The following is a 20503-nucleotide window of genomic DNA, read 5'->3' as shown; positions in this document are numbered from 1 at the left end:
GGCGGCGCGGCCGCTAGATGTACAATAAATAACAGAGAAGCACCCCATAAATGAGTAAGCACTTCGAAATAATTGTCGGCACCATGTTAGGTGCCTCTGAATATGTGGCAGATGCTATTGCTGAGAAGCTTGATGCAAGTGGGCATACGCATACTATTCACGCTGAACCGAATTTAGATAACATCAATACCGCATCAATATGGGTTGTATGTACGTCTACCCACGGCGCAGGCGAGCTACCTGACAATATCCAGCCGTTTGCCAAGCAGCTTGAAAGCGCAGACTTAAGCACGGTACAGGCCTATGTTATTGGACTAGGTGATACCAGCTACGACACTTTCTGCTTTGGCGCAAAGGAAATGGAAAAGCACATCGTTGATGCAGGCGGTACGCTAATCACCGATGCACTCTACATTGATGTACTTGAGCACCCCATTCCAGAAGATGCAGCCATAGAGTGGTTTGACGACAAGTTAGCAAGCGCCTAATCGCCTTTATACTAAGGAGCTGACGCAATGAATAGCAACCTCACCCAAGCAGAACTTGCCGCTTTGCAATGCCCGATTTCTAATGACTGCCGCGTGTTGTATTTGCTTGGGCTTCGCGTAGGTGCTAACACCGCTACCACATCGTCAGCCCCTATTGATTATAAACATCTGCTAAATTTACTTAATGGGGATAGCAAAGACGAGCCGTATCAGCGAGGCCGTCAGATCAATAGCCTAGTAAAGCAATTAGAACAAGTGGGGTTGGTTGCCCTGCCCTTAGCGTTAGATCTAGAACACACTATTAATGGTAAAACACTCCTTCTACCGCTTCTAAGCGAAGCCCAGTCAGACTTTGATCAACTGCACGCTAGACACAGTGCGATGACAGCTACCTGGGCCCCAAATAAAGCCCTATTTGAAGAAATGGCCTCACTATTAGGCATTATAGATAAAACCTATGATGACAACGAAGTGGGTGAATTTATCGCCTATTGGCTAGGTCGGCCAAGCTCAGTATTCAGTGAATTTCAGTGGACACAAAAATTTGCTAACAATATCAAACGCAAGCGCTTAGCGTCTGGCTACGCTCCTACAAAAGTGGTGGGAACACAACAAGTGAAAGTTGCAGCCGGCATTGAAGCAGATGATAATGCAAGAAAGCTGGTGGAAAAGTATGCCACAACTAAGAAGAGTTAAATCGTTATGGACCGTATAACCGACAAAATTGCCAATTTAGCGAAAGCGCTCAAAAAAGATGTCGATCCCAATGGTGAGTATATCGACTACAAAACGCTGCGTAAGCAGTATGAAGTCAAAGCCAATGAAGAAGTGTCGCAACTACAGCAGCGCAGCAAGAAAGCGCGTGTAGAGGCCATACACGGCCGTTCAGATCTAAATCCTAAATGGACGTTTACCAACTTAGTTGAAGATAGCGATGATGTGATAGAAGCGGTTTCTATCGCACAATCTTTCATTGCAGCTCATGACGACCCTGCTTGGCGACAAAGCGGCTCGCACATGATGATATTTTACGGCGACTATGGGCGTGGCAAGTCACATATTGCCGGTGCAATAGCACACCAACTTATTGAGCAATACGAAATCTCAGTGCTCTATCGTCAGTTATCAACACTACTGGAAATGCGTAACTTCTCTTTTGACTTTTCTGCCACTGACAACGCGAGTCAGCGGTTTAGAGAGATCAATCAAGAACTATTAGACGTGGATCTTCTGATATTAGACGAGGTGTGTGTTAACGAATCAGCGCTAAAGAAAAACGCGCAAAGCTGGTTTGGCAATCTACTTAGGCAACGTTTGGTAAACAAAAAGAACTGTATCTTGATCACCAACCACAATTTAGCTGAGCTAGAAAACGCACTGGGGCGCTACTGTTTTGAATCGATAAAAGAGTACGATACCTACAAAGTTCGCTTCCAAGGCCCGAGTCGTCGTGAAGGACTGACTATTGAGCAAGAAGACATGCAGGGCTCAGTTGCACAACCGCGTTATCAACCTAATCAGGTTCGATAATGTAAAGCGTGTATTGAGTAAAAAACAATTGATTTAAGGGCAGTGAAAGCGTTTCTTCACTGCCCTTTTTTATTGTTTGAGCCGATAGGTAATACGTTTTTGTCAGTCAAATGCGACGAATGACATCGCCGATCGAAATATTGTTTGCGAAGTGAAAATGACGATCATGCGATCTAATCACAGGATTAGTAAAAGATCTCCTCCACAATGAGATCGACCTATAAGCCACGTCACTACACGATCTTTTGATCTATAAACATAATTAGCAAACATTTTATCCCCAGTTGGATCACATCTTGATCACGCCTGTGGATAGGATCCTACAAACCACTGTGTATAAGCTTTGATCCAAAAAAGAATAACTTTTAAAAAGAAATGGGGTGTGGATAAAAAGGGTATTTATACACAAGTTTGAATGGGGGTTATGGATCTGTGTTTCCCAATGTTGTTGATCGCGTAACTTGATGATCTTTATCTCCTTTGATCGGTTACCCACAGATCTTGCCGATCCTAATAAAAGTAAAAATAAACAGATCTAAAAGAGATCTTAAGATCTTATTATTCGATCACACTTCTTTAAAAACAGGTTTTGAGGAAAATTTAATCATTTTCTTTATTCAATAAGTCAGATAAAATACGCGCCCTTTTTTCGGCAGACTGTGCTTAGAAAAAAGTTAGATTTTAATAGGCTTGTCGTACGTTAATAGTGAGGTTTATCCATGTTTTATACTGAAGCATTTGATGTCATCGTTGTAGGTGGTGGACATGCGGGTACAGAGGCAGCGCTTGCAGCTGCACGCATGGGTGCAAATACACTTTTGCTAACTCACAATATTGAAACGATTGGCCAAATGTCATGTAACCCAGCTATCGGTGGGATCGGCAAAGGTCATTTGGTTAAAGAGATCGATGCATTAGGTGGCGCAATGGCGCTAGCTATCGATAAAGGCGGTATTCAGTTTAGAACACTAAACTCTTCAAAAGGACCTGCTGTTCGCGCTACACGTGCACAAGCAGATAGGACTTTGTACAAAAATGCCATTCGTGACATTGTAGAAAATCAAGAAAACCTAACGTTATTCCAGCAAAGTGTCGACGATCTCATTGTAGAAAACGATCGCGTATGCGGTGTGGTTACCCAAATGGGCTTGAAGTTTAAAGCCAAGTCTGTGGTATTAACCGTGGGTACGTTCCTTGGCGGGACCATACACATCGGCCTTGAAAATTATCGCGGTGGTCGTGCGGGCGATCCACCGTCTATTGCGCTTGCTGATAGACTACGTGCCCTTCCGTTTCGTGTTGACCGATTAAAAACCGGGACACCAGCAAGACTGGATGCACGCTCTTTAGATTTTTCTGTAATGCAGCCTCAGCCTGGTGACAGTCCAACACCGGTATTCTCGTTTATGGGTGATAGAGCCATGCACCCTACACAGATCCCGTGTTACATTACCCACACTAACGAAAAGACCCACGATATTATTCGCGGCGGCCTAGATCGCTCTCCAATGTTTACCGGCGTGATCGAGGGGATTGGCCCGCGCTATTGCCCGAGTATCGAAGATAAGATCACCCGTTTTGCAGACAAGACATCGCATCAAATTTTTGTTGAGCCAGAAGGCTTAAACAGCATTGAAGTTTATCCGAACGGAATTTCAACCAGTCTACCATTTGACGTACAGATGAACCTTGTCCGCTCGATCAAAGGGTTTGAAAACGCACATATCGTTCGTCCGGGTTATGCCATTGAATATGATTTCTTTGATCCGCGTGATTTGAAACAGACCCTGGAAACCAAATTTATTCAAGGTCTCTTCTTTGCTGGGCAAATTAACGGTACCACTGGCTATGAAGAAGCCGGTGCACAAGGACTAGTGGCTGGCGCGAACGCTGCACTTCAAGTGCAACAAAAAGACCCGTTTATCTTACGTCGCGATCAGGCTTATATGGGCGTACTGATTGACGACTTAGCGACAATGGGAACCAAAGAACCCTATCGTATGTTTACGAGCCGCGCAGAATACCGACTGCTACTTCGCAAAGATAACGCCGACAGCCGTTTAACTGCGATGGGTCGAGAAATCGGTCTTGTTGATGATGCGCGTTGGGCGAAGTACAACGATAAAATGGAAGCGGTAGAAACAGAGCTTCAGCGTTTACGTGGTCAGTGGATCCATCCTGATCACGCAGCGACGCCTGAACTCAATACCATGCTGAAAAATCCGGTAAGCCGTGAACATTCGCTGGAAGAATTGATTCGACGTCCTGAAATGACCTACAGCCAATTAATGAAAATTGAAAGCGTGGGTCCGGGCATTGACGATCCCATTGCCGCCGAGCAGGTAGAAATTCAAATTAAGTACGCCGGTTATATTGCCCGCCAAATGGACGAAATCGCGAAAACCCAACGGCATGAGAATACGTTGCTACCGATTGATATGGACTTCAGCAAAATTTCTGGCTTGTCAAATGAGGTGGTAGCTAAACTTACGGAAGCGCGTCCAGAGACTATCGGCAAAGCATCTCGTATTTCTGGCATTACGCCTGCGGCCATCTCGTTATTGCTGGTTTACCTTAAAAAACACGGCATGTTGCGTAAACAAGACAAAATTAGCGCGTAAAACACGCGCTTGCATCAATAGACGACTACGAGCGCTTAGTATTTCCGATTTATTCGCGTATCATTGCACTATAGAAAACGATATATAGAGATACTAGGCGCTTTCACTCTTCCCAATCTGTTTTGGGCCTGCGTAAAGCAACACCCTATAATCAAATCCACTAGACAGAATTTTTGATGACTATACAGCAAGAATTGCACACCATTTTGGTCCAAGGACTTGACGCCCTTTCACTAGAGTTAAGCGAAAGGCAACAACAGCAATTAGTCGATTATGTTTTACTGATGGATAAATGGAATAAGGCATATAACCTCACTTCAGTACGCGATCCTAAACAGATGATGGTGAAACATATTCTAGACTCGTTGGCCATAGTGCCTCATCTTGAAGGTGACAACATTATTGATGTGGGAACAGGACCTGGCCTACCAGGTATGCCATTGGCTATTGCTTTTCCTGAAAAGCGATTTACTTTGCTCGACTCCCTTGGCAAGCGTGTACGCTTTATGACGCAGAGTGTTCACACCCTTGGATTGAAAAACGTTACACCCGTGCAAAGCCGGGTGGAAGCGCACAACGGTGAAGTGCCTTACGATATCGTGTTAAGTAGAGCTTTCGCTTCGCTAAAAGATATGTTGCACTGGTGTCAACATCTGGTAGATTCAGAAGGACAATTTTTGGCGCTCAAAGGTCAGTTTCCGCAAGATGAGATAGAAGAAGTGAGTGATCACTTTCATGTGAGCAAAACGGAAAACCTCACTGTGCCAAATTTAGTAGGCGAACGACATCTGGTTTGGCTAAAAAAGAAATAGCCAAAAATAGAATAGACAGAACAGGATCTAACGTGGCTAAGGTAATCGCGATCGCGAATCAGAAAGGTGGTGTAGGAAAAACAACCACCGCAGTTAACGTGGCAGCGTCAATGGCAGCAACGAAGCGCAAAGTGTTGCTTATTGATCTCGATCCACAAGGCAATGCGACCATGGGCAGCGGCGTTGATAAATACGACGTTGAATCTACGGCCTTTGAGTTGTTGATTGAAGAAAAGCCGATTGATGACGTCATTGTAAAGGGAACAAGCGGGAAGTACGACTTGATAGCTGCAAACGGTGATGTGACCGCAGCAGAAATTAAGTTAATGGAAATGTTTGCCCGTGAAGTTCGTTTGCGCAATGCGTTAAAGCCTGTAATGGACTACTACGATTTTGTGTTTATCGACTGTCCTCCTTCGCTTAACCAGTTAACCGTCAATGCGCTTGCTGCTGCAGACTCTGTGATGGTTCCTATGCAATGTGAATACTATGCGTTGGAAGGTCTTACCGCCTTGATGGATACCATTCAAAAATTAGCGTCGGTAGTGAATCCTGAATTGAAGATTGAAGGCGTATTGCGTACTATGTACGACCCGCGCAATCGCTTAGCGAATGACGTTTCAGAGCAGTTAAAGCGCCACTTCGGTGAACAAGTTTATCGCACGGTCATTCCGCGTAACGTTCGCTTAGCTGAAGCGCCTAGCTTCGGTACGCCGGCTATGTATTATGATAAGTCGTCTACAGGCGCAAAAGCATACTTGGCCTTGGCGGGTGAAATATTGCGCCGCAGGGATAAGACAACGCCTGCACAGGCAAAAGCAAGTTAAATGATAATAAGCTGAACACTATCAGCACATGCCATAGAGGACACTATGTCAGCACGTAAAAGAGGCCTTGGCCGCGGTTTAGATGCGCTACTCGCAACCAGCCAGTCATCTGCTCAAAAAGAACAAGATGCCGCCGAGGTTAATTCAACAAACGGCGAGTTGAGTAAACTGCCTATTGAATACTTAGTGCCGGGTAAATATCAACCTCGTAAAGACATGTCACCTGATGCACTAGAGGAGTTAGCGTCTTCAATTCGTGCACAAGGCATTATTCAGCCTATTGTGGTAAGAAAAGTTGATGAGCACCGCTATGAAATTATAGCCGGTGAGCGTCGTTGGCGAGCATCTCAACTTGCTCAGCTTGATGAAGTACCGTGCATTGTTAAAAACGTGCCCGACGAAGCTGCGGTTGCTATTGCGCTTATCGAAAACATCCAGCGCGAAGATTTAAACGCAATGGAAGAGGCGCAAGCCCTTGACCGATTGATGAGTGAATTTGCTCTCACGCATCAGGAAGTGGCTGAAGCCGTAGGTAAATCACGCACCACAGTGACAAACTTACTTCGCCTAAACAATTTGAACGATGACGTAAAATTGTTAGTTGAGCATGGCGATATTGAAATGGGTCATGCCCGTGCGCTTTTGGCATTAGAAGGGGAAACCCAATCTGAGACGGCGCAAGTAGTATCTGGCAAAGGTCTTACTGTTCGCGACACCGAAAAGCTGGTGAAAAAGCTTTTAGAGCCCGCAAAACCTAAGCCAGAGAAGAAAGTTGATCCTGATGTTCAAAACCTTATGACAAGACTTTCAGAAAATTTAGGCACGCCTGTGAGCATCGACCATAACGCAAAGGGTAAAGGTAAGCTCACCATTAGCTTTAGTGATTTAGAACAACTTGACGGAATTATTTCGAAAATTCAGTAGTTTAAAACTATAAGAATAATGTTAGAACCTTTGCCTACCCGCAATTGACACGCTGTCCGGAAAGAGTTCCGGACACTCTCCTTTCCGGTTATAGCAATAGAATATTTTCAGAATAACTTTCAAAAAGCGATGTACTGTTGAAAAATGTCGGTAAAACAGTATACTTCTGACGCTTTTTGTAAGACGTGAACAAGCTGCGAGAAGACGTGACGAACAGTTAGCAAAACGCTACTTTTTCAGGTTATAACGGGCCTTATCGTTACGATTTTTGCAGGTGCTGTATCAGGCTACCATTCAGCCATATCAGCAGGCGCGGGTGCACTGATTAGCATACTGCCCAATATGGTTTTCGCTGCTTTTGCATTTCGGTATGCAGGAGCGAGCAAAAATCAACTTGTTGCGCGAAGTTTTAGCCAAGGCTCAAAATTGAAGCTGGCACTGACAATCATTTTATTTGTAATTGCTTTTAAAGGCCTAAACGCCACGCCATTAGAAATCTTTGTGGCATTTGTGATTACAACGGCTAGCCACGGGCTAGCGATGTTTCATTACGGTTCGAAAGAATAAAGACAACGCAACGCGTTGCGATAACGAAAATAACGTATCGTTCCGATTGAGACATAGAAACCAGTCACCAAATTTTTACACTTTACAACTTGGGTTAAACAATGGCATCTGAATACACTACCTCAGAATACATCAAGCACCACTTGACCAATGCCACCATGTGCTCAACTGACAACGGAATTGCTTTTAACAAAGCCTGTTCTGATGCCGGTTTTTGGGCATGGCATGTTGATACACTGGCATGGTCAATCGGTCTTGGTCTTCTTTTCTTAATCATCTTTAGAAGCGTTGCTTCAAAAGCGACAACAGGCGTACCTGGCAAAATGCAGGCGTTCGTTGAGCTTGTGGTTGAGTTTGTTGACGATAACGTAAAAAGCACATTCCACGGTAAAAGCGCATTAATCGCGCCATTAGCACTCACTATCTTTGTGTGGGTGTTGCTGATGAACCTTATGGATTTAGTGCCTGTTGATTTAATTCCTTGGGTTTCTGGTCTTATCGGCCAAGCTGCCTTTGGTATGGATCCTCACGACGTTTACAACAAGGCTGTTCCAACGACTGACCTTAACCTAACGTTCGCACTGGCTTCAGGCGTATTCATTCTTATTCTTTTCTACTCAATCAAGATGAAAGGTATTGGCGGCTTTGCTAAAGAGCTCACTATGCAGCCTTTCGGTCACCCGATTTTTATCCCGGTGAACTTCATTCTTGAAACGGTTACTTTACTTGCGCGCCCGCTTTCACTAGCGCTGCGTTTGTTCGGTAACTTATACGCCAGTGAGCTAATCTTCATATTGATTGCTACAATTGGTTACTTCCAGCTTCCACTGCACTTTATGTGGGCTGTGTTCCATATTCTGGTACTTCCGCTTCAAGCGTTTATTTTCATGATGTTAACCATCGTGTACTTAAGCCTGGCGTGTGAAGACCACTAAGCATTAACGTGTGCTGGTAACCTGGAAATACTGGCACCGTTTTTTACAGAGTTTGACTTTTAAACATTAACTTTAAATTTAACTTAAATCGGAGACGTAAATGTTATACATCGCTGTTGCACTACTGATTGGTCTTGGTGCCCTAGGTACCGCTATTGGTTTTGGTCTACTAGGTGGTAAATTCCTTGAATCTGCTGCTCGTCAACCTGAACTAGCACCTCAACTACAAGTTAAGATGTTCATCGTAGCGGGTCTTATCGACGCCATCGCGATGATCGGTGTTGGTATCGCTCTATACCTATTGTTCGCTGTTGGTGCCTAATTTTACTAAACACTTTTTTAGCGAACTTTAAGAGGAGGGGCGATTGTGAATTTTAACGCCACTTTTATAGGTCAATTAATCGCCTTCGCTGTGTTCGTGGTGTTCTGCATGAAATATGTATGGCCTCCACTAATGGCAGCGATTGAAGAACGTCAGAAGAAAATTGCCGATGGGCTTGAAGCTTCTGAACGTGCAGAGAAAGACTTAGAGCTTGCTCAAGCGAAAGCTACTGAGCAATTGAAAGATGCGAAAGCGCAAGCAGCTGAAATTATCGAGCAGGCTAAAAAGCGTGCCAACCAATTGGTTGACGAAGAAACGCAAAAGGGCCATGCGGAACGCGAGAAAATTATCGCTTCTGGTTATGCCGAGATTGAAGCTGAACGCAATCGTGCCAAAGAAGATTTGCGCAAGCAGGTTTCTGCACTAGCAGTAGCCGGCGCACAGCAAATCTTACAACGTGAAATCGACGCAAGCGCGCAAAACGACATTGTTGAAAAACTTGTCGCTGAGCTTTGATAGGGAGATGAGCCAATGTCTGAATTGACTACTGTTGCTCGTCCTTATGCGAAAGCCGCTTTCGATTTTGCTGTCGAGAAAGATGCCATTGCAAAATGGCAAGAAATGCTCGCCTTCGCAGGTGAAGTAGCAGCAAATGAAGACATGCACCAGTTGTTAACTGGTGCGGTTGCCGCTGATACGCTTGCCGACATTTTTAATAATGTTTGTGGTGAGCAACTCGACGAACACGGCCAGAACCTTGTAAAGGTTTTGGCTGAGAATAAACGTTTAGCCGCGTTGCCTGAAATTTCTACTTTGTTCGATGCGTTTAAAGCAGACTATGACAAAGAAATAGAAGTGGACGTAACCTCAGCATCTACGCTGACCGATGCCCAACAAACTGAGTTGGTAGCATCTTTGGAAAAACGTTTGGCACGTAAAGTGAAGCTTAATTGTAACGTGGACCCTGCCCTGATCGCTGGAATGGTAATAAATGCCGGTGATACAGTTATTGATGGTTCCGTAAAGTCGAAATTGAACCGTCTAGCAGACGCGTTGCAAGCATAACGGGGATAAGAGCATGCAACTTAATTCCACTGAAATTGCTGAACTGATCAAGAAAAGAATTGAACAGTTCAATGTAAGCAGTGAAGCACGTAATGAAGGTACTATCGTCGCAGTAACTGACGGTATTATCCGCATTCATGGCCTTGCAGATGTAATGCAAGGTGAAATGATTGAGCTTCCTGGAAGCCGTTACGCAATTGCACTAAACCTTGAGCGAGACTCTGTAGGTGCAGTTGTTATGGGTCCATATGCGGACCTGAAAGAAGGCGATAAAGTACAATCTACTGGCCGTATTCTTGAAGTACCAGTAGGTAACGCACTTCTTGGTCGTGTTGTTAACACACTAGGTGAGCCTATTGATGGTAAAGGCGCAATCGACGCAGCTGGTTTCGAGCCAGTTGAAAAAATTGCACCTGGCGTAATCGAACGTCAATCAGTAGACCAGCCAGTACAAACTGGTTATAAGTCAGTTGATGCCATGATCCCAGTAGGTCGTGGTCAGCGTGAGCTTATCATCGGTGACCGTCAGTGTGGTAAAACAGCAATGGCTGTTGACGCTATCATCAACCAAAAAGGCACAGGCATTAAGTGTGTGTACGTAGCGGTTGGTCAGAAAGCGTCTACTATCGCTAACGTAGTACGTAAACTAGAAGAGCACGGTGCACTTGACCACACTATCGTGGTTGCAGCATCTGCGTCTGAGTCTGCAGCGCTTCAATACCTTGCGCCTTACTCTGGTTGTACTATGGGTGAATACTTCCGTGACCGCGGTGAAGATGCGCTAATCGTATATGATGATTTGTCTAAGCAAGCTGTTGCTTACCGACAAATCTCACTACTACTTAAGCGTCCACCAGGCCGTGAAGCCTACCCAGGTGACGTATTCTACCTTCACTCGCGTCTACTAGAGCGTGCTGCACGTGTAAACGAGCAATACGTTGAAAACTACACGAACGGTGAAGTGAAAGGTAAAACGGGTTCACTAACTGCGCTTCCAATTATCGAAACGCAAGCTGGTGACGTATCGGCATTCGTACCGACTAACGTAATCTCAATTACCGATGGTCAGATCTTCTTAGAAACTGACTTGTTTAACGCAGGTATCCGTCCAGCGGTTAATGCTGGTATCTCGGTATCTCGTGTTGGTGGTGCTGCACAGACTAAAATCATCAAAAAATTGGGTGGCGGTATCCGTCTAGCCCTTGCTCAGTATCGTGAACTTGCGGCGTTCTCGCAGTTTGCTTCTGACCTTGATGATGCCACTCGTGAGCAACTTGAGCACGGTGAGCGCGTAACTGAGCTGATGAAGCAGAAGCAATACGCTCCACTATCAATTGCTAACATGGGTGTATCTCTGTTCGCGGTAGAAAAAGGTTTCCTTAAGGGTATCGAGCTTAACAAAATCCTAGATTTTGAAGCTGCTCTTCACTCTTACATGAACAGCGAACACGCTGACCTTATGAAGACTATCAACGAATCAGGTAACTACAACGACGAGATTGCCTCTAAGTTGAACGACGCTTTAACTAACTTTAAAGCGACACAAACTTGGTAATCAATGGTGCTGGTGTTTAACCACCAGCGCAATTCGTTGAGTAATCGGAGAGAGAGTCATGGCCAGCGGTAAAGAAATAAAAGGTAAGATTGGGAGTATCAAAAATACTCAGAAGATTACCAGTGCGATGGAAATGGTTGCTGCGTCTAAGATGAAAAAGGCGCAGGAACGTATGGCTTCTGGCCGTCCATATGCACAAAATATGCTTAAAGTGATTGGTCACATTGCAAACGGTAACCTTGAATATCGCCATCCATATTTGGAAGAGCGTGAAGTCAAGCGCGTCGGTTACATTGTGATTTCCACTGACCGAGGCTTATGTGGTGGTTTGAACACCAACGAATTTAAGCTCGTCACCCAAGACGTCAAAAAATGGCGGGAACAGGGTGTAGAAGTGGATTTCGCTGCATTAGGTTCTAAAGCGTGCAGTTTCTTCAACCGTTTTGGTGGCAAGTTGCTTGCTGCTGAATCTGGTTTAGGTGACAAGCCGTCTGTGAGCGATGTAGTAGGTGTTGTACGCGTTATGCTTAAAGCGTACGACGAAGGACAAATTGACCGAGTATTCTTGGTATTCAATGACTTCGTTAACACCATGACACAGAAACCTGTGATCAATCAGTTATTGCCTTTGCCAAAGTCAGAAGACGAAGAATATCAACATCGTTGGGACTACATCTACGAGCCAGATCCAAAAGAAATTTTGGAAGCACTAATGGTTCGTTACATTGAGTCTCAGGTGTATCAGGGTGTTGTAGAAAACGCGGCGTCAGAGCAGGCTGCGCGAATGGTTGCCATGAAGGCAGCAACCGACAACGCCGGTAACCTTATTGATGAGTTACAACTGGTATATAACAAAGCGCGTCAGGCTGCAATCACACAAGAAATCAGTGAGATTGTTAGCGGTGCCGCAGCGGTGTAGGCAAAGGTTTAAAAGAGATAACGAGGACAAATTATGAGTCAAGGTAAGGTCGTCCAAATCATTGGCGCCGTTGTGGACATTGAGTTTCCACAAGATGCGGTACCAAGAGTTTATGACGCACTACGAGTTACCGAAGGTGACTTGTCAGGTCTAACCCTGGAAGTGCAACAGCAATTAGGTGGCGGTGTTGTTCGTGGCATCGCACTAGGTACTACTGACGGACTAAAACGTGGTCTTGCAGTAGAAAATACCGGTAACCCAATCATGGTTCCAGTGGGTACGAAGACACTAGGTCGTATCATGGACGTATTGGGTAACCCAATCGACGAAGCAGGCCCAATTGGTGAAGAAGAGCGTATGTCTATTCACCGTGAAGCGCCTAGCTACGAAGATCAGTCTAGCTCGGTAGAACTACTAGAAACTGGTATCAAAGTAATCGACTTGGTTTGTCCATTCGCTAAGGGTGGTAAAGTTGGTCTATTCGGTGGTGCGGGTGTAGGTAAAACCGTAAACATGATGGAGCTTATCCGTAACATCGCAATCGAACACAGCGGTTTCTCAGTATTCGCTGGTGTTGGTGAGCGTACGCGTGAGGGTAACGACTTCTATCACGAAATGAACGATTCAAACGTACTTGATAAAGTATCGCTTGTATACGGTCAGATGAACGAGCCACCGGGTAACCGTCTACGTGTTGCACTTACCGGTCTAACTATGGCTGAGAAGTTCCGTGACGAAGGTCGTGACGTTCTATTCTTCGTAGATAACATCTATCGTTATACACTAGCAGGTACTGAAGTATCAGCACTTCTAGGTCGTATGCCATCTGCGGTAGGTTACCAGCCTACTCTTGCAGAAGAGATGGGTGTACTTCAGGAGCGTATTACGTCAACGAAGACAGGCTCAATCACGTCAATTCAAGCGGTATACGTACCTGCGGATGACTTGACTGACCCATCTCCAGCGACAACCTTTGCTCACTTGGATGCAACGGTAGTACTTTCTCGTGATATCGCCTCTCTTGGTATCTACCCTGCGGTAGACCCACTAGATTCAACGTCTCGTCAGCTAGACCCACTAGTAATCGGTCAAGAGCACTACGACGTAGCGCGTGGCGTACAGACTGTTCTTCAGCGTTATAAAGAGCTGAAAGACATCATCGCGATCCTAGGTATGGACGAACTATCTGAAGAAGACAAGCAAGTGGTATCACGTGCTCGTAAGATTCAGCGTTTCCTATCTCAGCCGTTCTTCGTAGCAGAAGTATTTACCGGTGCACCTGGTAAATATGTTTCGCTAAAAGACACAATCAGTGGATTTAAAGGCATTCTAGACGGTGAGTACGATCACCTTCCAGAGCAGGCCTTCTACATGGTTGGTTCTATCGAAGAAGCGCTAGAGAAAGCCAAGAAAGCATAACGGTGAGGCTAGCGTGAGCTAGCCTAGCATCATGCTAACGTACCTAATCAGGAGGTTCACATGGCAATGACAGTACATTTGGACGTAGTAAGCGCGGAAAAAGCGATTTTCTCTGGACGCGTTGAATCGATTCAGGTGACAGGTAGCGAAGGTGAATTGGGTATTAACCCAGGTCACGCGCCACTTATCTCTGCTATTAAACCTGGTATGGTGCGTTTGGTTAAACAGCACGGTGAAGAAGAAGTTATTTATGTTGCAGGTGGTGTACTAGAAGTACAGCCTAACAACATTACCGTACTGGCTGATACCGCGGTTCGAGCTGAAGATCTTGACGAGCAGGCAGCACAAGAAGCCAAACGACGTGCAGAAGAGCACATCGCCAACCCAGGCGCTGACTTTAACTACGCAGAAGCAGCTCACGAGCTTGCTGAAGCAATTGCTCAACTTCGCCTTATTCAGAAGTTACGCAAGTAAAAAGCACAGCTTTGAAAAAACCCGCCAAATGGCGGGTTTTTTATTGTCGAACGAAAAGTAAACGTTCACATTCTCTTACGTTTATTTCTATTGCTAACCTAGCCCTTTAGGCTTAAGGTTGACGAGTTATCTTTGGCAGGCATGAAACGTTTTCTTTGGTTGAACTAATTGGGTTAGCTACTTTTAGTAACTATTTAAATAATGAAGCTTAATCCTTACTCAAATGTACATAATCAAGCATTATTAGGTCTTTATCCGTTTTTATTGATCACGGTACTTTTCATCGTGCACTACTTTTTCGGTACTCTTGAACTACCTGATAAAGGAGATCTTCGAAGCCTCAGAGATTTTAATACAGCAATAGGTATGTCTTTACTCTCAGGTTATTTTTGGTTCTGTTTGCAACTGAATCATAAAAATGTCGTAAGTACACTGATTTCCATTTTGGTTAAAACAAATCAGCTAAGTCATCTAAATGAACACCGTCGAAAGTTAGCTTATAAATTTCAATTACACTGTATAAACTGTCTTATTACTGCAGTGTTTATTACCGTTTTATATGTATTGATTGAGAATCTTTTTATTTCAGATGTACAGACATACCAATATGTCATTGCTGTATGTGCTGTTTTATTCTGGTTTTTGTTTTTCCTTTTTTTAATTCAATCCACAACAAATGTTATTTATCTGAGAAAGCAAGTACTCAGTCAAACCGAAAATTATTTAGACTACTTAAACTCTTTAGCCTCTCTAGCTCGGTATTCTTTTGTAAATGCTACGTTGTCAATTGGGGCAGTAACTCTTTTTCCTATTTTTTGGTTTGGTAAAAGCATTCCAATGTTCGATCTTGTTATGGCCTTGTCGTTTTCTTTAGTGGTTGTAGTTTATCTATTTAGTCCAGTATTAAAGTTACACTCTCTGTGGGCAAAAGAAAAAGACCAAGTAACCACCAAGCTTCACGAAAAGAGAGAGTCGAGATCGAAACGCGTTGAAAAATACGAGCAATGTGAACAAGAACTTGAATATTTAGGTTCGTTAACAATGAGATTATTTCGGCGTAGGGACAAAATAAGGTTGATTGCTTGTGTGTTCCTCATTTCCATTTCTTGGAGTATCGCTATTTTCTTTTCGTTTAACATTAATAGTTGATTTTTTAAGGTCTATCTCAAATTACTTTCTATGAAAAGAATAGCTTACCTCGATAACTTACTTTATCCCGTTATGCTCATTCTAACGATGATTGCTCTACACTTTCACGCTGGAACAATACAGTTAGACATTAATTCGAGTGACGCACAAAGAGACTTGAATACTGCAGTTGGAACATCACTGCTTAGTGGTGTTTTTCTTTTATCCATCAGAATCATACAACAGAATGTAGCTAAGCATCTTTTTCTCATGCTAAACGTGATTCGCAAACCACAAGACTTTTGGTTTCACCGGAAAAAGCTATCAGAGCAATTTAAGAGACATGTAATTTGGTCACTCTCTCTAGGCTTTGTTATGCCTCTACTATATATGGTGTCAGAGGGGGTTATAGCGAGAATCAATGAGCGAGAAGTCTTTGCTGTTGCTATGGGAGCGGTACCTTTTTGGTTGTTAATGTCACTGTTTATACTTCAGATAACTACCGTCAACAGATATTTATGGAAATTTTTGTCCAACGGTAGCATAGAAGCTATCGATAAAATTAAGCTTTACAGGAGTGTAATTAAGATTGCAGTCACGACGATTTTTATGACGTCAATGGTGTTTCTCGTTATACCTGTTTTTTGGATAAAGCAGCCTGTCCATTTTTTTGATATGGTTTTTATCGTATCGCTAGTACTATTTTTTGTTGTTTTTCTTGTAGCGCCTACGATTAAGTTCATTTGTATAGTACGTAAGATCAAATGCTCATTAGCTAGGGATTTAGACAGAAAGATTGACCGCTTGATTAAAGAAAGTGTAGTAGCGGAAAAAAGTAAAGAGATCGAATATCTATTAAGCATCAAAGAACGTTACTGTGATTCTTGGATTTTTTATAGGTATAAATGAAACTTTTTGTAGTGTAATTCTTCATGTTCCATAAGTTCGTAATCACGAACTATGCACAGATACGATCTGAAATCTAAATTTGAGGGAGTTTTACTCATGCGAATATACGGCGATAAGCGTTCTGGTAACTGCTATAAAATTCAACTGCTCCTTTCCCTGTTAGGTAAAAGCTGTGAGTGGGTAGACGTTGATATAATGAAAGGAGAAACAAGAGCGCCCTCTTTTCTTGAAAAGACGCCTAATGGCAAAATTCCTCTACTTGAACTCGATGACGGCAGGGTGCTATCAGAGTCAAATGCGATAATGCATTATATTGCGTGTAACTCTCCCTACGTACCCTCATCGCCTTATCACTTCTCACAGTTACTACAATGGCAGTTCTTCGAGCAGTATAGCCATGAACCTTATATTGCGGTGGCACGTTACATCAACGTCTACTTAGGCCTCCCTGAAGATAAGAAAGCCGAGTATGAATCTAAGCAAGCAGGTGGTTATCGCGCCCTTGCTGTGATGGAGCACCAGCTTAATCTCACGCCGTATTTGTTAGGCGATAGCATTAGTCTTGCCGATATTTCTTTATTCGCTTACACCCATGTTGCAAATGAAGGCGGGTTTGACCTTTCTGCCTACCCTGCTATTCGCAACTGGATACAATTGATTAAAGAGCAAAAAGGGTTTATCCCTATGAAAGCGTAGCAAGCGCTGTGTAAAACGTTATTGCACTTTTCGTCGATGGGATTGTGGACCCTGCCACATTTTCTGAAGTGCGCTCTGTGCCCTATGAAGGGCCAATACATTCGTATTTTCGATACAGCTAATGGCATAAGCTGTCGCTTCTAACGTCGAAAGCGCGCTGGCTACAGAAGTATGCCTAATCAAATAGTTTGAGTCAGGGGCGTTAGTAAAATGAAACGCGGGTAAAACCCTTAGCCAAGGGTTTCGCTTTACAATACCAAACGCTTGTTTCCAGCTTCCATCAACTAGAATGAGTGTAGAAATCTGGTTCGATATAGTGGCAGATGCATTTTCTAGAGGTGTACTCGCTTCACTGGGATAAATAAGTGCTGAATGCTTTTGACTACACTGCATTTCCAAAGCCGCCATCGCGCTATTGTCACTAGCACAAACGACCTGAGTGCTTGGAATGCACAGACTTAGCAGTCTCACCGTATTTTTTGCGTGATGCGCTTCTTTCTCGTGCTGAACGATAATAATGTCGAGCGCGGTTTTCACCTTATCTATATGCTCGCAAATACAAGTGTTTTGTGGATACTGACAGCCTTCACAATAAAGACGCATAATGTGGTTATTTAATCCTTCCGTTCGAAGTGGTAAAGCAAATAGTTTAGTAACTTAACTGTTAGGATAATATACAACATGATAAATGAAGCAGTACAATTATGTGTTGAGAAAACCCTTTCTTTCGTACCAGATGGAAATGTTATCAGCTATGGTTTATTAGCAGATTTGTGCGGCTTGCCAGGTAGGGCGAGAATGATGGGAAAGTGTTTACAGGAAATCGAAACGGACTGTAACTGGCACAGAGTTCTTCGTGCTGACGGCAAAATCGCATTTCCTAGCGGCTCTGACAAAGCACGCGAACAGCGGGAGCGATTAATAGCCGAAGGGGTTGAGGTAAAGCGCAGTCGAGTTAATATGAAAAAATTCGGTTGGTCTCCAGATATACACACTATACTGGTAGCATTAGATTACTAATATCTCGTTTTATATCAGAGTAGTTAGATAAACGTATATTGCGTGCAGAATAATGATAAAAAAAATTAAGATTGATCAGTTAACGCCCGGTATGTTTGTTCACCAAATACTTGAACAGGACGGAGCATTGACGGTTAAAAGCCAAGGTCGAGTGACTTCTGCCGATGTTGTGAAAACCCTCAAAAAGCGTGGCGTGAAAACCCTCGCTATAGACACTGATAAGAATTTTGATGCAGGCGAGATTGCGCAAGAGGCAGTACCAGAAACAACACAAGCTGGCCAAATAAAGAACAATGCTAAACCAAAGAAGGTAACGCTTACAAACGAACTCAATAGAGCATCTAAGCTTCATGTCCAGGGCAAAGCGATCCAAGAGCTTTTGTTAGAAAACCTTCAAAAAGAAACCCCCTTTGATGCAAGTATCCCAAAAGCGTTTTCTAATAAATTGGTTGAGTCGGTAGATAGGAATCCTGATGCGTTACTCTGCCTAACTAAAATACGCGAAAAAGACGATTACCTGTTAGAACATTCTCTTAATGTCGCTATCTTATTGGCTAACTTCGGTAAGTTTTTGGGAATGTCTGAAGAGGACGTTCAAGATCTCTCTTATGCCGGCTTTCTTCATGGATTTAGGAAAAATTAAAATCCCCGGTGAGATTCTTCATAAACCTGGTCGGCTAACCGATAGTGAAATGGAGATCATGAAAGGCCATGTAAAATATGGTGTTGATTACCTAAAAAGCACTGATATAGCGGCTCCTCTCATTAGAGCAATCAGTGAGCACCATGAACGTTTAGATGGCCTTGGTTACCCTGCAGGTACTAAAGGTAACGCAATAAGTAAAGCAGGGCGAATGTTGGCCATTGCTGATATGTACGATGCCCTTACCGCTGACCGTGTCTATAAATCAGGTATGTCTAGCCAAAAAGCCTTTTCGATTTTGATGAGCGATGCCCCTACCCGCCTTGATCAAACGCTTGTACAGCAGTTTATCAAATGTCTTGGCGTATACCCTGTTGGTAGCCTTGTTTTACTATCAAATGACAGGCTTGGCATGGTGTTGGAACAGCGAGACTCTCCGCTAACGCCGCTGGTTAAAGAGTTCTTTTCTGTGCGAAATAACCATTACCTGCCCCCCAGAGATATCGATCTTGCGCTCGATAAGACAGTGAGTATCGCTAAAGCCGTTATTGCCTCCGACTACAAAATTGATGTGAACAGTTTTTTCGAACGTTCTGTCGCGACCTAATCTGTCGTTACTTTTTGGCAACACCGTGTACAAATTACAGTGTGTTTCGCTTCTTTCGATACGCTGTTCATTGCTTTCGTATTTAGCTTGCGTTCAGGTTTGGCGCATTATAATTAACGTTCAAATAAGGCGTGCCTGAAGCTATTTTTAGGTTTAGGTTGTTGAATTTTAGGTAATAGTTAATATCCCCTATAAAAATTGGCTGGCTCTTTGAAAAAGGGACGAAGTATCTGTTTTCAATAGGGTGGAACGGTATTTGCTCTACTAATTTTTAATAGAAACATTTATGTTAAGCTTATTGAAGGTAGCAATGGATAAATGAAACCTATCAATAGTGAGCTGTATACTTTAAATAAGAGGAAGTTATGAAAAAGACTCTCGCTGTAAGTTTGATCGCTGCGTCGTTAACGGTTGCAGGTTGTGCAACTGATCCAAATAATACGCAGAAAGGTGCCGCAATTGGTGCTGTAGTTGGTGCACTACTCGGTAAAGCAACAGGTGATAATGACAAAAGCCGATACGCGTGGGGCGCTGCGGTAGGTGCCATTGCGGGTGGAGCAATCGGTAACTATATGGACAAACAGGAAGAAGAGTTAAGAACAGAGCTTTCTGATACTGGTGTTCAAGTAGTGCGTGAGGGAGATAACCTTCGTCTAATTATGCCAGGCGACATTACTTTTGCTACTGACAGCGCTAGCATTAGCCCTAACTTCAACCCAGTTCTACAAGATGTTGCAAAAGTAGTAAATAACTACGAAAAAACAGTATTAATGATTAAAGGTCATACCGACGACACGGGTTCTGAACAATATAACCAGTCTCTGTCGGAAAGACGCGCGGGTGCGGTTAAGAATTTACTGATTAACTATTCGGTAAACCCTACTCGTATTACTACCGTGGGCATGGGGGAATACTCGCCTAAAGTACCAAATAATAGCGCGGCTAACCGTTCTATGAACCGCCGTGTTGAAATGGAAATTCAACCGTTAACCCAGTCTAATACCTAATTCCACTGCAGGCACGGTTAAATATAATAAAGAGC

22 protein-coding genes and 1 pseudogene are annotated in these 20503 nt (G+C 43.6%); 22 read left to right on the top strand and 1 reads right to left on the bottom strand.

The features are described from left to right. The first annotated feature begins 50 nt into the window (after window positions 1–50). From mioC to ACX5J7_RS03460, 19 genes are all read left to right on the top strand, one after another. Window positions 51–488, top strand: coding sequence for an FMN-binding protein MioC (gene mioC / locus ACX5J7_RS03550; RefSeq protein WP_278383275.1), 438 nt, complete (start codon window positions 51–53; stop codon window positions 486–488). A 27-nt stretch (window positions 489–515) separates the two neighbouring features. After that, a complete protein-coding gene (locus tag ACX5J7_RS03545; protein ID WP_012520230.1) occupies window positions 516–1184 on the top strand; it encodes a DnaT-like ssDNA-binding domain-containing protein in 669 nt (222 codons plus the stop codon). A 6-nt stretch (window positions 1185–1190) separates the two neighbouring features. Next, window positions 1191–2018, top strand: a complete 828-nt coding sequence (locus ACX5J7_RS03540; RefSeq protein WP_020744591.1) for an ATP-binding protein — start codon at window positions 1191–1193, stop codon at window positions 2016–2018. Between the two features lie 719 nt (window positions 2019–2737). Continuing rightward, the gene (gene mnmG, locus ACX5J7_RS03535) at window positions 2738–4639 is read left to right on the top strand and encodes a tRNA uridine-5-carboxymethylaminomethyl(34) synthesis enzyme MnmG (RefSeq protein ID WP_498706126.1); all 1902 of its coding nucleotides are present in this window, start codon (window positions 2738–2740) and stop codon (window positions 4637–4639) included. 176 nt (window positions 4640–4815) lie between these two features. Beyond that, the gene (gene rsmG / locus ACX5J7_RS03530; protein ID WP_012520227.1) at window positions 4816–5451 is read left to right on the top strand and encodes a 16S rRNA (guanine(527)-N(7))-methyltransferase RsmG; all 636 of its coding nucleotides are present in this window, start codon (window positions 4816–4818) and stop codon (window positions 5449–5451) included. 32 nt (window positions 5452–5483) lie between these two features. Continuing rightward, window positions 5484–6278, top strand: a complete 795-nt coding sequence (locus ACX5J7_RS03525) for a ParA family protein (RefSeq protein ID WP_012520226.1) — start codon at window positions 5484–5486, stop codon at window positions 6276–6278. A gap of 45 nt (window positions 6279–6323) precedes the next feature. Beyond that, the gene (locus ACX5J7_RS03520; protein WP_012520225.1) at window positions 6324–7202 is read left to right on the top strand and encodes a ParB/RepB/Spo0J family partition protein; all 879 of its coding nucleotides are present in this window, start codon (window positions 6324–6326) and stop codon (window positions 7200–7202) included. A gap of 243 nt (window positions 7203–7445) precedes the next feature. Then, window positions 7446–7769, top strand: coding sequence for an ATP synthase subunit I (locus ACX5J7_RS03515; protein WP_498706148.1), 324 nt, complete (start codon window positions 7446–7448; stop codon window positions 7767–7769). 101 nt (window positions 7770–7870) lie between these two features. Further along, window positions 7871–8704 carry a F0F1 ATP synthase subunit A gene (gene atpB, locus ACX5J7_RS03510; protein ID WP_012520223.1) on the top strand — a complete coding sequence of 278 codons (834 nt, stop codon included), beginning with the start codon at window positions 7871–7873 and terminating at the stop codon, window positions 8702–8704. A 100-nt stretch (window positions 8705–8804) separates the two neighbouring features. Beyond that, window positions 8805–9026, top strand: a complete 222-nt coding sequence (atpE, locus tag ACX5J7_RS03505) for a F0F1 ATP synthase subunit C (RefSeq protein WP_012520222.1) — start codon at window positions 8805–8807, stop codon at window positions 9024–9026. A gap of 45 nt (window positions 9027–9071) precedes the next feature. After that, entirely contained in the window at window positions 9072–9542 is a 471-nt protein-coding gene (gene atpF, locus ACX5J7_RS03500; RefSeq protein ID WP_012520221.1) for a F0F1 ATP synthase subunit B, read from the top strand. A 15-nt stretch (window positions 9543–9557) separates the two neighbouring features. Next, a complete protein-coding gene (gene atpH, locus ACX5J7_RS03495) occupies window positions 9558–10091 on the top strand; it encodes a F0F1 ATP synthase subunit delta (RefSeq protein ID WP_015068512.1) in 534 nt (177 codons plus the stop codon). A 13-nt stretch (window positions 10092–10104) separates the two neighbouring features. Further along, complete coding sequence (gene atpA / locus ACX5J7_RS03490; protein WP_012520218.1) at window positions 10105–11646, top strand: F0F1 ATP synthase subunit alpha; 1542 nt, start codon at window positions 10105–10107, stop codon at window positions 11644–11646. Between the two features lie 58 nt (window positions 11647–11704). Then, entirely contained in the window at window positions 11705–12565 is an 861-nt protein-coding gene (gene atpG / locus ACX5J7_RS03485) for a F0F1 ATP synthase subunit gamma (RefSeq protein WP_012520217.1), read from the top strand. 33 nt (window positions 12566–12598) lie between these two features. Next, window positions 12599–13984 (top strand): F0F1 ATP synthase subunit beta, encoded by a 1386-nt coding sequence (atpD, locus tag ACX5J7_RS03480; protein ID WP_025257162.1) that lies wholly within the window; start codon window positions 12599–12601, stop codon window positions 13982–13984. 60 nt (window positions 13985–14044) lie between these two features. Further along, window positions 14045–14458, top strand: coding sequence for a F0F1 ATP synthase subunit epsilon (locus ACX5J7_RS03475; RefSeq protein ID WP_012520215.1), 414 nt, complete (start codon window positions 14045–14047; stop codon window positions 14456–14458). 201 nt (window positions 14459–14659) lie between these two features. Next, a complete protein-coding gene (locus ACX5J7_RS03470) occupies window positions 14660–15607 on the top strand; it encodes a hypothetical protein (protein WP_287151072.1) in 948 nt (315 codons plus the stop codon). A gap of 30 nt (window positions 15608–15637) precedes the next feature. Next, window positions 15638–16495, top strand: a complete 858-nt coding sequence (locus ACX5J7_RS03465; protein WP_498706121.1) for a hypothetical protein — start codon at window positions 15638–15640, stop codon at window positions 16493–16495. A gap of 96 nt (window positions 16496–16591) precedes the next feature. Beyond that, window positions 16592–17191 (top strand): glutathione S-transferase family protein, encoded by a 600-nt coding sequence (locus ACX5J7_RS03460; RefSeq protein WP_020746933.1) that lies wholly within the window; start codon window positions 16592–16594, stop codon window positions 17189–17191. Window positions 17192–17209: 18 nt separating this feature from the next. On the opposite strand, the gene ACX5J7_RS03455 is transcribed toward ACX5J7_RS03460, so the two are convergent. Continuing rightward, window positions 17210–17794, bottom strand: coding sequence for a tRNA-uridine aminocarboxypropyltransferase (locus ACX5J7_RS03455; RefSeq protein WP_333970865.1), 585 nt, complete (start codon window positions 17792–17794; stop codon window positions 17210–17212). 78 nt (window positions 17795–17872) lie between these two features. On the opposite strand from ACX5J7_RS03455, the gene ACX5J7_RS03450 reads away from it, so the two are divergent. The 3 genes and pseudogenes from ACX5J7_RS03450 to ACX5J7_RS03440 all read left to right on the top strand — a co-directional run bounded on the left by ACX5J7_RS03450 (window position 17873) and on the right by ACX5J7_RS03440 (window position 20468). After that, window positions 17873–18211 (top strand): MGMT family protein, encoded by a 339-nt coding sequence (locus ACX5J7_RS03450; RefSeq protein ID WP_474116421.1) that lies wholly within the window; start codon window positions 17873–17875, stop codon window positions 18209–18211. Window positions 18212–18263: 52 nt separating this feature from the next. Beyond that, a pseudogene (locus ACX5J7_RS03445) lies at window positions 18264–19461 on the top strand (cyclic di-GMP phosphodiesterase). A 365-nt stretch (window positions 19462–19826) separates the two neighbouring features. Continuing rightward, window positions 19827–20468 (top strand): YiaD family glycine zipper/OmpA-like lipoprotein, encoded by a 642-nt coding sequence (locus ACX5J7_RS03440; RefSeq protein WP_020746930.1) that lies wholly within the window; start codon window positions 19827–19829, stop codon window positions 20466–20468. Window positions 20469–20503 lie beyond the last annotated feature (35 nt).

The sequence above is a fragment of the Alteromonas infernus genome (assembly GCF_902705815.1).
The sequence above is the reverse complement of the archived record's forward strand: the minus strand, read 5'-3'. Positions and strand labels throughout refer to the sequence as shown.

Coding starts and splice junctions, on each gene's coding strand:
- mioC (WP_278383275.1), top strand. CDS start 51: ATGAGTAAGCACTTCGAAATAATTGTCGGCACCATGTTAGGTGCCTCT.
- atpA (WP_012520218.1), top strand. CDS start 10,105: ATGCAACTTAATTCCACTGAAATTGCTGAACTGATCAAGAAAAGAATT.
- ACX5J7_RS03440 (WP_020746930.1), top strand. CDS start 19,827: ATGAAAAAGACTCTCGCTGTAAGTTTGATCGCTGCGTCGTTAACGGTT.
- ACX5J7_RS03540 (WP_020744591.1), top strand. CDS start 1,191: ATGGACCGTATAACCGACAAAATTGCCAATTTAGCGAAAGCGCTCAAA.
- ACX5J7_RS03470 (WP_287151072.1), top strand. CDS start 14,660: ATGAAGCTTAATCCTTACTCAAATGTACATAATCAAGCATTATTAGGT.
- rsmG (WP_012520227.1), top strand. CDS start 4,816: ATGACTATACAGCAAGAATTGCACACCATTTTGGTCCAAGGACTTGAC.
- ACX5J7_RS03520 (WP_012520225.1), top strand. CDS start 6,324: ATGTCAGCACGTAAAAGAGGCCTTGGCCGCGGTTTAGATGCGCTACTC.
- ACX5J7_RS03460 (WP_020746933.1), top strand. CDS start 16,592: ATGCGAATATACGGCGATAAGCGTTCTGGTAACTGCTATAAAATTCAA.
- atpD (WP_025257162.1), top strand. CDS start 12,599: ATGAGTCAAGGTAAGGTCGTCCAAATCATTGGCGCCGTTGTGGACATT.
- mnmG (WP_498706126.1), top strand. CDS start 2,738: ATGTTTTATACTGAAGCATTTGATGTCATCGTTGTAGGTGGTGGACAT.
- atpB (WP_012520223.1), top strand. CDS start 7,871: ATGGCATCTGAATACACTACCTCAGAATACATCAAGCACCACTTGACC.
- ACX5J7_RS03475 (WP_012520215.1), top strand. CDS start 14,045: ATGGCAATGACAGTACATTTGGACGTAGTAAGCGCGGAAAAAGCGATT.
- ACX5J7_RS03465 (WP_498706121.1), top strand. CDS start 15,638: ATGAAAAGAATAGCTTACCTCGATAACTTACTTTATCCCGTTATGCTC.
- ACX5J7_RS03455 (WP_333970865.1), bottom strand. CDS start 17,794: ATGCGTCTTTATTGTGAAGGCTGTCAGTATCCACAAAACACTTGTATT.
- atpH (WP_015068512.1), top strand. CDS start 9,558: ATGTCTGAATTGACTACTGTTGCTCGTCCTTATGCGAAAGCCGCTTTC.
- atpE (WP_012520222.1), top strand. CDS start 8,805: ATGTTATACATCGCTGTTGCACTACTGATTGGTCTTGGTGCCCTAGGT.
- ACX5J7_RS03450 (WP_474116421.1), top strand. CDS start 17,873: ATGATAAATGAAGCAGTACAATTATGTGTTGAGAAAACCCTTTCTTTC.
- ACX5J7_RS03545 (WP_012520230.1), top strand. CDS start 516: ATGAATAGCAACCTCACCCAAGCAGAACTTGCCGCTTTGCAATGCCCG.
- atpG (WP_012520217.1), top strand. CDS start 11,705: ATGGCCAGCGGTAAAGAAATAAAAGGTAAGATTGGGAGTATCAAAAAT.